The following is a 13474-nucleotide window of genomic DNA, read 5'->3' as shown; positions in this document are numbered from 1 at the left end:
AATCGGCATGACACGCATCGAATCCCGTTTCGCCGCACTCCGCGCGGCCGGCCGCAAGGCACTGGTTCCGTTCATGACCGCGGGCGATCCGTCGGCCACCGCCACCGTCCCGGTCATGCATGCGCTGGTGGAAGCCGGCGCTGACGTGATCGAGCTCGGCGTGCCGTTCTCCGACCCGATGGCGGACGGCCCGACGATCCAGCGTAGTTCCGAGCGCGCGCTGTCGCGCGGCGTCGGCATGGGCCAGGTGCTCGGGTACGTAAGCGAGTTCCGCAAGCAGGACCGGGAGACGCCGGTGGTCCTGATGGGTTACCTCAACCCGGTCGAGATCCGTGGACCGGAAGCGTTCGCGAGCGCCGCGTCGGAAGCCGGGGTCGACGGCGCGCTGCTGGTCGACCTGCCGCCGGAGGAGGCCGCCGAATTCCGCGCCGCGTTCGCTGCGCACGGTGTCGCGCTGATCCTGCTGGCCGCGCCGACCAGCTCCGACGCACGCATGGCCTCGCTGTGCGACCAGGCGTCGGGCTACCTGTACTACGTGAGCTATGCGGGCGTGACCGGCGCCGACCACCTCGATGCCGGTCACGCCGGCGGCCGCCTTGCAGTGTTGCGCGAGCGCTCGCCGGTACCGGTGGTCGCAGGGTTCGGCATCAAGGATGCCGCGAGCGCGGTCGACATGGCCGCGTCGGCCGACGGCGTAGTGGTGGGCAGCGCACTCGTGCAGGCGATGGCCGATGCCAGCGATGACCGCGACGCCGCCGCCCGCGCAGTTGCTTTCCTGTCCCCCCTGAGGGCAGCGCTGGACGCCGCGGCCTTGCCCGGCAAGCCCCTGCGCTAAACTGATCCGCTCGACCGCCGCGACCGCGGTCACCCGCATGGCCTGAACGGAAGAACACCCAACGCATGTCCTGGCTCAAGAAACTCATGCCGTCCGGCATCCGCACCGACAACGCGAGCGCCAAGCGCCGCAGCGTCCCGGAAGGCCTGTGGGAAAAATGCGACCGCTGCGGCGCGGTGCTCTACCGCCCCGAGCTCGAGGAGAACCTCGAGGTCTGCCCCAAGTGCAGCCACCATCGGCCGATCCGCGCCCGCGCACGCCTTGCGGCGCTGCTGGACCCGGGCAGCACCAGCGAGATCGGCGCCGCGCTGGGGCCGACCGACGTGCTCCGTTTCAAGGACCAGAAGAAGTATTCGGACCGCATCAAGGCTGCCCAGAAGTCCACCGGCGAGCGCGACGCGCTGATCGCCATGCAGGGCACGCTGAAGCAGCGCCCGTTGGTCGCATGCTCGTTCGACTTCGCGTACATGGGCGGGTCGATGGGCTCGGTCGTGGGTGAGCGCTTCGCCCGCGCCGCCGAGACTGCCCTCGAGCTGGGCTGCCCGATGGTGTGCTTCACCGCGACCGGTGGTGCACGCATGCAGGAGAGCCTGTTCTCGCTCATGCAGATGGCCAAGACGTCGGCCGCGCTGGGCCGCCTGCGCGCCGCCGGCCTGCCGTACATCGCGGTGCTGACCCACCCGACCACCGGTGGCGTGTCGGCGTCGCTGGCGATGCTGGGCGACATCAACATCGCCGAGCCCGAGGCGCTGATCGGCTTTGCCGGCCCGCGCGTGATCGAGCAGACCGTCCGCGAGACCCTGCCCGAAGGCTTCCAGCGCAGCGAGTTCCTGCTCGAGCACGGCGCGATCGACCAGATCTGCGACCGGCGCGAAATGCGCGACCGCCTGTCGCAGCTGCTCGCGTTGATGATGAAACAGCCGCAACCGGAAGACGACGCCGAGATCGCCGGCTGACACCAGGGAACACCGATGACACGCAAGTATTTTGGAACCGACGGCATCCGCGGCCGGGTCGGCGAAGGTCCGATCTCCGCCGATTTCGTGCTGCGCCTGGGCAATGCCTACGGCCATGCGCTGTCGCGCAACGCCTGGCGCAAGCCGGTGGTAATCATCGGCAAGGACACCCGGATCTCGAACTACATGTTCGAGGCCGCGCTCGAGGCCGGGCTGGTCGCGGCCGGCGTGGACGTGCAGCTGATGGGACCGATGCCGACGCCGGCGGTGGCCCACCTCACGCACTCGCTGCGGGCCGATGGTGGCATCGTCATCTCCGCCTCGCACAACCCGCATTTCGACAACGGCATCAAGTTCTTCTCGGCCGAAGGCGAGAAGCTCGACGACGCCACCGAGCTGGCGATCGAGGCCGCGCTGGAAGAGCCCTTCCGGACCGTGCCGTCCGAGCAGCTCGGCAAGGCGGTGCGCACCCGCGACGCGATTGGCCGTTATGTCGAGGCGTGCAAGAACTCGGTGCCCAAGGGCTTCGACCTCGGCGGCCTGAAGATCGCAATGGATTGCGCCAACGGCGCGACCTACCAGATCGGACCGCTGGTGCTGCGCGAGCTCGGCGCCCAGGTCGACGCGATCGGGGTGGATCCCAATGGCCTCAACATCAACGACAAGGTGGGCTCAACCCAACCGGAGACGCTGGCGGCGCGGGTGCGGGAAACCGGCGCCGATCTGGGCATCGCGTTCGATGGCGACGGCGACCGGGTGATGTTCGTCGACCGCAGTGGTGCGGTCTGCGATGGCGACGACCTGCTGTACGTGCTTGCGCGCGACTGGCAGGCGAGCGGCCGGTTGCAGGGCCCCGTCGTCGGTACGCTGATGACCAATTTCGGGCTGGAGCAGGCGTTCGCGCAGGCCGGTATCGGCTTCATCCGTGCCAAGGTCGGCGACCGCCATGTCCACCAGCAGCTGGTCGCCAACGGCGGCACGCTGGGCGGCGAGGCATCAGGCCACCTGCTGTGCCTGGACCGGGCCAGCACCGGCGACGGCATCGTCAGCGCATTGCAGGTGCTCGAGGTGCTCTCGCGCCGGGGTATCGGGCTGCGCGAGGCGCTGGCCGGGCTGGTCAAGGTGCCGCAGCGCACCGTGAACGTGCGGTTCGCCAATGGCGCGAGGCCGGCCGAAGCCGACTCCGTTCGCGCCGTACTGGCCGAAGTGCAGGCCGCGGTGCAGGGCAGGGGCCGCGCCTTCCTGCGCCCGTCGGGCACCGAGCCGGTGGTCCGGGTGACGGTCGAGGCAGACGACGGCGATCTTGTCCAAGCCCAGCTCGACCGGCTCGCCGACGCGGTGCGTGCCGCGGCCGGCTGACGACTGCAGCGTGCCGTACAGCTTCCCCGACCGATAATTCCCGTCCCTCTCAGTGGTAGTCCCCGCATGACCCCGTCCCGCATCCCGACCTTGGATATCCGCCGTTTCGAAGGCGATCGCGACGCCTTCGTCGCCGAACTGGGCGCGGCCTACCGAGAATGGGGCTTCGCCGGCATCCGCGGGCATGGGATTCCCGCCGGGCAGATCGACACCGCCTACGACGTGTTCCAGCGCTTCTTCGCGCTTCCCGACGAGGTCAAGCGCAAGTACCACGTGCCGGGCGGCGGCGGCGCCCGCGGCTACACCCCCTTCGGCGTGGAGACCGCCAAGGGCGCGACGCATTTCGACCTCAAGGAGTTCTGGCACGTCGGTCGCGAGATCCCGCGCGACTCGCGCTACGCCGACGTCATGCCGCCGAACCTGTGGCCGGAGGAGATCCCGGAGTTCCGCGAGGTCGCCTACGGGTTGTACACCGCGCTCGACCAGCTGGGTTCGCGGGTGCTGTCGGCGCTGGCGCTGCACATCGGCCTGCCGGCGGACTTCTTTACCGACAAGACCGACTGCGGCAACTCGATCCTGCGGCCGATCCACTACCCGCCGATCACCGCGCCTGAGATACCGAACGAACGCGCGGGCGCGCACGAGGACATCAACCTCATCACCCTGCTGGTGGGGGCCAGCGCAGAAGGGCTGGAAGTGCGCTCGCACGCGGGGGAATGGGTCCCGTTTACCGCGGACGCTGACACCATCGTGGTCAATATCGGCGACATGCTGCAGCGCCTGACCAACCACGTGTATCCCTCGACCACGCATCGGGTGGTCAACCCCCAGGGCGAGAAGGCGCGCCAGCCACGGTATTCAACGCCGTTCTTCCTGCATCCCAACCCCGACTTCGTGATCGACGTGCTGCCCTCGTGCGTCACCGCCGACAATCCGAGTCGCTACCCGGAGCCGATCACGGCGCAGGGTTACCTCGACGAGCGGCTGCGCGAGATCAAGCTGAAGTAGGCGCGCCTTTAACCGATCACCCCGGCCTCGACCAGCGCGGCGCGCCAGGCGGCGAGCTTGGCATCGGTGCGCTGCGACGCGTTGGCCGGACTGGTGGAGGGCAGCCGCCGCAACGTGAGATCGGCCACCGGTACTGCCGGCATCACGAACCTGCGAAAGCCCGCTTCGGCTTTTGCACCGTTGAACAGCAGCGTGTGGATGCCGGGCCGCTCGGCGAGGAAGCCGTCGAAATCGTTCGGCTTCGCGGTGTCGTCGCGGATGGCCGAATCCAGGCTGCCGTCCCGCTCGCAGCTTGCCAGCACGTCCCAGACCGCGATCCCGGCCTCGACCACGCGGCGGCAGCGCGCGGCATAGGGCAGGTCCGGTGCCATGCCCAGCAGTGTCGTCATGAAAGGCCAGAAGCGGTTCTGCGGGTGCGCGTAGTAGCGGCCCGCCTGTAACGAACGCACGCCCGGCATGCTGCCCAGGATCAGGACCCGCGCACCGGGTCCGACGATCGGCGGAAAACTGCACACCACCGGCCCCTGCGAGGGCCCTTCAGGCACGACCGCCCGGCCCGTTTGCAGGACGTCTGCGCTAGAATCGCGGCTTTCATCGTCTGGGTGCGTCATGGCTCGTCGCAGGATCGTCGCGGGAAACTGGAAGTTGCACGGGGACCGTCGGTTCGCCGGTGAGCTGCTCGATGCTGTCGCGGCCGTGGAAGCGCCGGGCGGCGTGGAGCGCATCATCCTGCCGCCGATGCCGTACCTGGGTGAACTCGTCCACGCATACGGCGCGCGTGGGATGGCGTTCGGTGCGCAGGATGTCAGCGCCAACGAGAAGGGCGCGTACACCGGTGAGGTCTCCGCGGCGATGCTGGTCGACGTCGGCGCCCGCTACGGACTGGTCGGTCATTCCGAGCGCCGCCAGTACCACGGCGAGACCAGCGAGATGGTGGCCGCCAAGTTCATTGCGGCCAAGGCGGCCGGGCTGACGCCGATCTTCTGCGTCGGCGAGACCCTCAGCCAGCGCGAGGACGACCAGACCTGGTGGCGGCTGGAGAAGCAGCTCGCACCGCTGCTGGCGCACGGCGTCGAAGTTTTCGACGGCGCCATCGTCGCCTACGAGCCGGTCTGGGCGATCGGCACCGGCAAGACCGCCAGCCCCGCGCAGGCGCAGGAAGTCCACGCCTTCATCCGTAGCGAAATCGCTGCGTACGATGCTAGAATCGCTGGCTCGCTGCCGATCCTGTACGGCGGCAGCGTGAAGGCCGACAACGCCGCGGAGCTGTTCGCACAGCCCGATGTTGATGGCGGCCTGGTTGGCGGCGCCTCGCTGGTGGCCGCCGACTTCAACGCCATCGCAGCCGCGGCGGCGCCCTGACCGGTTACGGGTTTCCCGTCACCGACCTATCCAAGAGTTTTTCGCGATGCTGTTGTTCCTCAACGTCATCTATGTGCTGGTCGCGATCGCCATGGTCGCGCTGATCCTGATGCAGCGCGGCGCGGGTGCGCAGGCTGGCTCGGGTTTCGGTGGCGGCGCCTCGGCGACCGTCTTCGGCGCGCGTGGCGCATCGAGCTTCCTGACCAAGGCCACCAAGTGGCTTGCCATCGTGTTCTTCGCCATCAGCCTGTTCATGGCCTGGCACGCGACCGATCGCAGCCAGGTCGGGGGGCAGGGGACCGATCTCGGCGTGATGTCGCAGGTGCCGGTGGCGCCGGCCGCTCCGCAGGGCGATGCCGCGGTTCCGACCGCACCGGCCGCGCAGGTCGCGCCGGCGGCGAGCGCGGAGGTCCCGGCCGCTCCTGCGGCTGATACCGCATCGCAAACGCCGGAATCGGCACCGTCCGATCCTGCTGGCGAGTAACGCGACGCGATACAATGTGTTTTAGACGCCCGGCAAGGAAGTCGGGGGTCCGGTCATGATGACCGTAACCGGCAGCTCAGCGATGGGCTGCCCGATCAGGAAGATGGCTGGATCATGTGCCCAGGTGGCGGAATTGGTAGACGCACTACCTTGAGGTGGTAGCGGCTTAGGTCGTGGGGGTTCGAGTCCCCCCTTGGGCACCACTCCAGCATTCACAAAAAGAACGGCATCCCCTGCCGACCGCGGCACGATCGATGCCGCCGAGCCAAGGCCGCGGCAACGCGGCGTAGCCGAGAGAACACAAGTGCTGGCCGAATACCTGCCGACCCTGCTGTTCCTGATCGTCGCCAGCGTCATCGGCGTCGCCCTGCTCGTGGTGGGCAACACCCTCGGGCCCAAGCGCCCCTCCCTGGAAAAGCTGTCGCCCTACGAATGCGGGTTCGAGGCGTTCGAGAGCGCGCGCATGCAGTTCGACGTGCGCTACTACCTCATCGCCATCCAGTTCATCATCTTCGACCTGGAAATCATCTTCATCGTGCCGTGGGCGACCGTGTTCCGTGATCTCGGGATGGTCGGCCTGATCGAGATGGGCATCTTCGCGAGCATGTTGCTGCTCGGATTCATCTACGTGTGGAAGAAGGGAGCGCTGGAATGGGAGTGAGCGAGACCCGGACTCTGGGCGATCGCGTCTCGGGCCTGATGCACAACCCGGTCCCGGAAGGGCGGCTCGACGACATCCTGCGTCCCGATGGCGACAACCCGCTGCTGCAGCAGGGCTTCGTCACCACCAACCTGGACACCCTGTGGAACTGGGCGCGGACCGGCTCGATGTGGCCGATGACGTTCGGCCTGGCGTGCTGTGCGGTCGAGATGATGCACGCGGGCGCTTCGCGCCTGGACCTGGATCGCTACGGCGTGGTCTTCCGCCCGTCGCCGCGCCAGTCCGATGTGATGATCGTCGCCGGTACCCTCGTCAACAAGATGGCCCCGGCGCTGCGCAAGGTCTACGACCAGATGCCCGATCCGAAGTGGGTGATCTCGATGGGCAGCTGCGCCAATGGCGGCGGCTATTACCACTATTCGTATTCCGTGGTGCGTGGCGTTGATCGGATCGTGCCGGTGGACGTGTACGTGCCCGGGTGCCCGCCGACGGCCGAAGCGCTGGTGTACGGCATCCTGCAGCTGCAGAAGAAGATCCGCCGCGGCACCAACTTCGGCGAGAACCGGCAGGGCATGCGCGGATGAGCAGCGAAGCCATGAATCCGACGGAGTTTGCGGACCGCCTGCGCGCGCGTTTCCCGGACGGCGTGGTCAGCGTCGTCCAGCCTCGGGGTGAGGTCACCCTGGACGTCGAACCCGCCGACTGGTTCGCCACGGCCACTGCGCTGCGCGACGAATCGGGCTTCGACACCCTGGTCGATGTCAGTGGCGTCGACTACCTCGGTTACGGCGCCGACGAGTGGGATACCGACGTGTCATCCGAAGGTTTCTCGCGTGGCGTCGAGGGCAAGGGGCCCGGGCGTTTCGTCTGGGGCGAGTCGCCCAATGGCGCCGCCGCGGTACCCGAGCGCCGCTTTGCCGCCGTCGCACACCTGCTGTCGGTCGAGCACAACCTGCGCGTGCGTCTTCGCACGTTCGCTGCCGACGACGACCTGCCGGTGGTGTCCTCGCTCACATCGATCTGGCCGGGTGCCGACTGGTTCGAGCGCGAGGCGTTCGACCTCTACGGCATCGTGTTCGAGGGCCATCCGGACCTGCGTCGCATCCTCACCGACTACGGTTTCGTCGGCCACCCGTTCCGCAAGGATTTCCCGCTGATCGGCAATGTCGAGGTGCGTTACGACGCCGAGAAGCAGCGCGTGATCTACGAGCCGGTTTCGATCGAGCCGCGCGTGCTCGTGCCGCGCGTGATCCGTGACGACGCGCGCTACGAAACCTCCGCGCGGGAGTCCGCACAGCGACGCGAGGTGAAGCCATGAGCACGCCAGTGAATGGCGCCGCGGCGCAGGTGCCGCCGCCGGCCAGCGAGATGCCGCTGGTGAACACCTCCGGCCTGCGTAGCGCCGAGATCCGCAACTACAGCCTGAACTTCGGCCCGCAACACCCGGCCGCGCACGGCGTGCTGCGACTGATCCTGGAGATGGACGGCGAGGTCGTGCAGCGTGCCGATCCGCACATCGGGCTGCTCCACCGGGGCACCGAGAAGCTGGCCGAGTCCAAGCCATTCAACCAGTCGATCGGTTATATGGACCGGCTCGACTACGTGTCGATGATGTGCAACGAGCACGCCTACGTGCGCGCGATCGAGACCCTGATGGGGATCGAGGCGCCCGAGCGTGCGCAGTACATCCGCACGATGTTCGACGAGATCACCCGGATCCTGAACCACCTGATGTGGGTGGGCTCCAACGGCCTCGACCTCGGCGCGATGGCGGTGTTCCTGTACGCCTTCCGCGAGCGCGAGGAACTGATGGACTGCTACGAGGCGGTCTCTGGCGCGCGTATGCACGCGACCTACTATCGTCCCGGCGGCGTCTACCGCGACCTGCCCGACCGCATGTCGAAGTACCGCGAGTCGCCGTGGCGCAAGGGCAAGGATCTCAAGCGCTTCAACGCCTGGCGCGAGGGTTCGCTGCTCGATTACCTCGATGCGTTCTGCGACGACTTCCCCAACCGGGTCGACGAGTACGAAACGCTGCTCACCGACAACCGCATCTGGAAGCAGCGCACCGTTGGCGTTGGCGTGATCAGTCCCGAGACCGCCAAGGCGTGGGGCATGTCCGGCCCGATGATCCGCGGCTCCGGCGTCGCCTGGGACCTGCGCAAGATGCAGCCGTACGCGAAGTACGCCGAGGTCGACTTCGACATTCCGGTCGGCACCAACGGCGACTGCTACGACCGCTACCTGGTGCGCGTGGCCGAAATGCGCGAATCGACCCGCATCATCAAGCAGTGCGTGAAGTGGCTGAAGGCCAACCCCGGCCCGGTGATGGTCGACAACTACAAGGTCGCGCCTCCCTCCCGCGAGGAGATGAAGGACGACATGGAAGCGTTGATCCACCACTTCAAGCTGTTCACCGAGGGCTACTGCGTCCCGGCCGGCGAGACCTACTGCGCGGTCGAGGCGCCAAAGGGCGAGTTCGGCTGCTACCTGATCTCGGACGGCGCCAACAAGCCGTTCCGGGTCAAGCTGCGCGCGCCCGGGTTCGCCCACCTGTCGTCGATGGACACGGTGGTCAAGGGACACATGCTGGCGGACGTGGTGGCGATGATCGGCACCTATGACGTCGTATTCGGCGAGATCGACCGCTGATCCCGCGGGACGACGGGCGATCGGCTGAGGACCTATTGAAGAAATGAAAGCGACCGGAAATTTCGAGGCTTGCCAGCACGTCGACCCGATGGTGGCGCTGTCGGACAAGACCCGCGCGCACATCGACCACTGGCTGACCAAGTTCCCGCCGGACCGCAAGCGTTCGGCGGTGCTGCAGGGGCTGCACGCCGCGCAGGAGCAGAACGGCGGCTGGCTGAGCGACGAGATCATCGCCGCGGTCGCCAAGTACCTGTCGATCCCGCCGGTGTGGGCGTACGAGGTCGCCAGCTTCTACTCGATGTTCGAGACCGAGCAGGTCGGCCGCAACAACGTTGCGTTCTGCACCAACATCAGCTGCTGGCTCAACGGTGGCGAGGCCCTGGTCGCGCACGCCGAGAAGAAGCTCGGCTGCCGGCTCGGCGAGTCCACTGCCGACGGACGCGTGTACCTCAAGCGCGAGGAAGAGTGCGTCGCCGCATGCTGCGGCGCGCCGGTCGTCGTCATCAACGGCCATTACCACGAGAAGCTCGACACCGCGAAGGTGGACGAGCTGCTGGACGGGCTGGAGTAGGGCATGGGGCACCACGATTACAGCAAGGGCTACGGCCCGGTCGGCCCGGCGCCGCAGGAGCACAACGTCGTCTACACGACGTTGCACTTCGACAAGCCGTGGTCGTATGACAACTACCTCAAGACCGGCGGCTACAGCGCGCTGCGGAAGATCATCGAAGAGAAGATGGACCGCGCGGCGATCATCGAGATGATCAAGCAGTCCGGCCTGCGCGGGCGTGGTGGTGCGGGCTTCCCGACCGGCCTGAAGTGGAGCTTCATGCCCAAGCACGACGGCGAGAAGTACATCCTGTGCAACTCGGACGAGTCCGAGCCGGGCACCGCCAAGGACCGCGACATCCTGCGCTACAACCCGCACGCCGTCCTCGAGGGCCTGGCGATCGCGTGCTATGCCACCAATACGAAGGTGGCCTACAACTACCTGCGCGGCGAGTTCCACCACGAGCCGTTCGAGCACCTGGAAGAGGCGACCCGCGAGGCCTACGCCAACGGCTGGCTGGGCAAGGACATCCTCGGCAGCGGCGTGGACATCGACATCCACAACGCGCTGGGTGCCGGGGCCTACATCTGTGGCGAGGAAACCGCGCTGATGGAGTCGCTGGAGGGCAAGAAGGGCCAGCCGCGTTTCAAGCCGCCGTTCCCGGCCAATTTCGGCCTGTACGGCAAGCCGACCACGATCAACAACACCGAGACCTACGCGTCCGTGCCGGCGATCATCCGCAACGGCGCCGAGTGGTTCCTCAACCTGGGCAAGCCCAACAACGGTGGCGCGAAGGTGTTTTCCGTGTCGGGCCACGTCGCCCGCCCCGGCAACTACGAGATACGCCTGGGCACGCCGTTCGCCGACCTGCTGGAGATGGCCGGCGGTATGCGCGAAGGCCGCCGGATCAAGGGCGTGATTCCCGGTGGCTCGTCGATGCCGGTGCTGCCGGGCGAGACCATGATGGGTCTTACGATGGACTATGACGCGCTGCAGAAGGCCGGCTCCGGCCTCGGCTCGGGCGCGGTCATCGTGATGGACGACACTACCTGCATGGTCCGCGCCTGCCAGCGCATTGCGCGGTTCTACTTCAAGGAAAGCTGCGGGCAGTGCACCCCGTGCCGCGAAGGCACCGGCTGGATGTACCGCATGGTGAGCCGCATCGCCAACATGGAAGCAACCCTGGACGACCTGGAGATGCTGCGCACCGCGGCCGGCCAGATCGAGGGCCACACCATCTGTGCGTTCGGCGAAGCCGCCGCCTGGCCGATGCAGGGCTTCCTGCGCCATTTCCGCCCCGAGTTCGAGTACGCGATCGTGAACAAGCGGTTCCTTGTCGATGACCAGGCCGCCGGCATCGTGGAGAAGGCCGCATGAGCGCGCAGCCGGAAAACCCCAACGTGCCTGCCGACCACGTCACCATCCACATCGATGGCGTCGAGATGTACGCGCCCAAGGGCTCGATGGTCATCCAGGCCGCCGACAAGGCCGGTATCCCGATCCCGCGGTTCTGCTACCACGACAAGCTGAGCATCGCGGCCAACTGCCGCATGTGCCTGGTCGAGGTCGAGAAGATGCCAAAGCCGGCGCCGGCTTGCGCCACGCCGGTCATGGACGGCATGAAGATCTCCACGCGCAGCGACAAGGCGCTGGGTTCGCAGCGCAACGTGATGGAGTTCCTGCTGATCAACCATCCGCTCGACTGCCCGGTCTGCGACCAGGGCGGCGAGTGCGAGCTGCAGGACCTGTCGCTGGGTTACGGCCGGTCGGTCAGCCGCTTCGTCGAGCGCAAGCGTTCGGTGCCGGACGAGGACATCGGTCCGCTGGTGGCGACCGAAATGACCCGCTGCATCCACTGCACCCGGTGCGTGCGTTTCACGGCCGAAGTCGCCGGCACTTACGAGCTCGGTGGCATGTACCGCGGCGAGAACCTGCAGATCGGCACGTATGACGGCAAGCCGCTGACCACCGAGCTGTCGGGCAACGTCATCGACGTGTGCCCGGTCGGTGCACTCACCAACAAGCCGTTCCAGTTCAAGGCGCGCGCGTGGGAGCTGCTGGCCCGCGAGTCGCTGGGCTACCACGATGCGCTGGGCAGCAACCTGTTCCTGCACGTGCGCCGGGGCCAGGTCCTGCGCACGGTTCCACGCGACAACGACGCGGTCAACGAGTGCTGGCTGTCGGACCGCGACCGTTACTCCCACCAGGGCCTGTACGCCGACGACCGTGCCACCGCGCCGATGGTCAAGGATGGCGGCGAGTGGCGTGAGGCATCTTGGGATGAAGCGCTCGCGCGCGCGGCGAAGATCCTCCGCGAGAACGGCGCCGACCGGCTCGGGATGCTGGTCCATCCGGCGACCTCTAACGAGGAGGGCGTATTGCTTGCCCGCCTCGCCGACGCGCTGGGCACGGGCAACATCGACCACCGCATTTCGCAGCACGACCTGTCCGACGCCGCCATCGCCGAAAACTTCGCGATGCCGGTCGCCGAAATCGAGAAGGCCGACCTGGTCGTGCTCGTCGGCGGCAACCTGCGCCACGAGCTGCCGCTGGTGAATGCCCGCGTGCGCAAGGCGTGGATGAACGGCGCCAAGGTGCACGTGGTCAATCCGGTCGATTTCGACCAGACCTTCGACCTCGCCGGCAAGCAGATCGTGGCGCCGTCCGCGATCGCCGGTGCGCTGGACGATGCCGCGCTGCGTGAGGCCGCGACGGCTGCGACGCGGGCGGTGGTCATCGTCGGCGCACTGGCCGAAAACGGTGTGCATGCCGCCACCATCCGCGCGGCGGCGGCCGACTTCGCGCGGGCCACGGGGGCGGCACTGTGCCGCATTCCGCAGGGTGCGAACGCGGTTGGCCTGGCGGACCACGGCGTGCTGCCAACCGGTCTCGACGCCGGTGGGATGCTTGCCGAGCCGCGCACCGCTTACGTGATCTACGGCATCGAGCCGGGCCTGGACTTCGCGGATACCGGCGGCGCAATGAAGGCGTTGGGCGGTGCCCAGGTCGTCGCGTTCAGCGCGTTCGCCTGCCAGTCCACCCGCGCCGTGGCCGACGTGATCCTGCCGATCGGCCTGCTGCCGGAGGTGGATGCGACCCTGACCAACCTCGACGGGCGCGAGCAGGTCGTGGTGGCGGGTGGCAAGCTCCCGGGCGAGGCGCGCGCCGGCTGGCGCGTGCTGCGTGCACTCGGCGGCCTGCTCCAGGCCGACGGCTTCGAGTTCACCGACCTGGTCGGCCTCCGTGCCAGCGTTGCCAAGCGCGATGTCACCGTCGCCGCCGGCCGCGCAGTGCAACCGGCGGGCGAGGGCATCGAACTGGCCTCTAGCATGGGCATCTACCGCAGCGACGCGGTCGTCCGTCGGGCGGCAGCGCTGCAGGCGCATCCGCTGAACCAGGCGCCGCGCGCGATGGTCAATCCCGCCGATCTCGACGGGCTGGGGCTTGCCGACGGCGCCACCGGGAAGTTCACCACCGCGCAGGGAACGGCGACGCTGCCGGTCTCGGCGAGCGACAAGGTCGCGCGCGGGACGGTGTGGGTCGAGAGCGGCCATGGCGCAACCGCGCCGCTTGCCGCCGGACGCGTGCAGGCGGGGAGGGCTTGAGC

Annotated in this window: 14 protein-coding genes and 1 tRNA gene; 14 read left to right on the top strand and 1 reads right to left on the bottom strand. The window is 67.8% G+C overall.

Annotated features, from left to right (window positions below; all coding sequences use genetic code 11):
- Positions 1 to 7 precede the first annotated feature (7 nt).
- From trpA to KOD61_RS07860, 4 genes are all read left to right on the top strand, one after another.
- Entirely contained in the window at positions 8 to 835 is an 828-nt protein-coding gene (gene trpA, locus KOD61_RS07875; RefSeq protein ID WP_215218171.1) for a tryptophan synthase subunit alpha, read from the top strand.
- Between the two features lie 65 nt (positions 836 to 900).
- Complete coding sequence (gene accD, locus KOD61_RS07870) at positions 901 to 1791, top strand: acetyl-CoA carboxylase, carboxyltransferase subunit beta (RefSeq protein WP_215218170.1); 891 nt, start codon at positions 901 to 903, stop codon at positions 1789 to 1791.
- A gap of 15 nt (positions 1792 to 1806) precedes the next feature.
- Complete coding sequence (glmM, locus tag KOD61_RS07865; protein WP_215218169.1) at positions 1807 to 3150, top strand: phosphoglucosamine mutase; 1344 nt, start codon at positions 1807 to 1809, stop codon at positions 3148 to 3150.
- 66 nt (positions 3151 to 3216) lie between these two features.
- Positions 3217 to 4158 (top strand): isopenicillin N synthase family dioxygenase, encoded by a 942-nt coding sequence (locus KOD61_RS07860; protein WP_215218168.1) that lies wholly within the window; start codon positions 3217 to 3219, stop codon positions 4156 to 4158.
- Between the two features lie 8 nt (positions 4159 to 4166).
- Here the strand turns inward: KOD61_RS07860 and KOD61_RS07855 are convergent, their stop codons facing one another.
- A complete protein-coding gene (locus tag KOD61_RS07855) occupies positions 4167 to 4769 on the bottom strand; it encodes a DNA-deoxyinosine glycosylase (protein ID WP_215218167.1) in 603 nt (200 codons plus the stop codon).
- Here KOD61_RS07855 and tpiA point away from each other — a divergent pair.
- The 10 genes from tpiA to nuoG all read left to right on the top strand — a co-directional run bounded on the left by tpiA (position 4768) and on the right by nuoG (position 13472).
- A complete protein-coding gene (gene tpiA, locus KOD61_RS07850) occupies positions 4768 to 5520 on the top strand; it encodes a triose-phosphate isomerase (RefSeq protein ID WP_215218166.1) in 753 nt (250 codons plus the stop codon). The two genes, KOD61_RS07855 and tpiA, sit on opposite strands and share 2 nt — an antisense overlap.
- A 46-nt stretch (positions 5521 to 5566) precedes the next feature.
- Positions 5567 to 6004, top strand: a complete 438-nt coding sequence (gene secG / locus KOD61_RS07845) for a preprotein translocase subunit SecG (protein WP_215218165.1) — start codon at positions 5567 to 5569, stop codon at positions 6002 to 6004.
- Between the two features lie 118 nt (positions 6005 to 6122).
- Positions 6123 to 6207, top strand: a tRNA-Leu gene (locus KOD61_RS07840).
- A 101-nt stretch (positions 6208 to 6308) separates the two neighbouring features.
- Positions 6309 to 6665, top strand: a complete 357-nt coding sequence (locus KOD61_RS07835; protein WP_215218164.1) for an NADH-quinone oxidoreductase subunit A — start codon at positions 6309 to 6311, stop codon at positions 6663 to 6665.
- Between the two features lie 38 nt (positions 6666 to 6703).
- A complete protein-coding gene (locus tag KOD61_RS07830; protein ID WP_407074586.1) occupies positions 6704 to 7249 on the top strand; it encodes a NuoB/complex I 20 kDa subunit family protein in 546 nt (181 codons plus the stop codon).
- Positions 7246 to 7983, top strand: a complete 738-nt coding sequence (locus KOD61_RS07825) for an NADH-quinone oxidoreductase subunit C (RefSeq protein WP_215218162.1) — start codon at positions 7246 to 7248, stop codon at positions 7981 to 7983. Before KOD61_RS07830 ends, KOD61_RS07825 begins: the two co-directional genes overlap by 4 nt.
- A gap of 50 nt (positions 7984 to 8033) precedes the next feature.
- Entirely contained in the window at positions 8034 to 9317 is a 1284-nt protein-coding gene (locus KOD61_RS07820) for an NADH-quinone oxidoreductase subunit D (RefSeq protein WP_215220336.1), read from the top strand.
- A 43-nt stretch (positions 9318 to 9360) separates the two neighbouring features.
- Entirely contained in the window at positions 9361 to 9888 is a 528-nt protein-coding gene (gene nuoE, locus KOD61_RS07815) for an NADH-quinone oxidoreductase subunit NuoE (protein ID WP_215218161.1), read from the top strand.
- A 3-nt stretch (positions 9889 to 9891) separates the two neighbouring features.
- The gene (gene nuoF / locus KOD61_RS07810; protein ID WP_215218160.1) at positions 9892 to 11244 is read left to right on the top strand and encodes an NADH-quinone oxidoreductase subunit NuoF; all 1353 of its coding nucleotides are present in this window, start codon (positions 9892 to 9894) and stop codon (positions 11242 to 11244) included.
- Entirely contained in the window at positions 11241 to 13472 is a 2232-nt protein-coding gene (gene nuoG / locus KOD61_RS07805; protein WP_215218159.1) for an NADH-quinone oxidoreductase subunit NuoG, read from the top strand. The genes nuoF and nuoG overlap by 4 nt, the downstream gene beginning before the upstream one ends.
- The last annotated feature ends 2 nt before the right edge of the window (positions 13473 to 13474 follow it).

This window comes from Lysobacter luteus (assembly GCF_907164845.1).
GTDB lineage: Bacteria > Pseudomonadota > Gammaproteobacteria > Xanthomonadales > Xanthomonadaceae > Novilysobacter > Novilysobacter luteus.
Note: the sequence above shows the minus strand (reverse complement) of the source record. Positions and strands in the feature narration are given on the sequence as shown.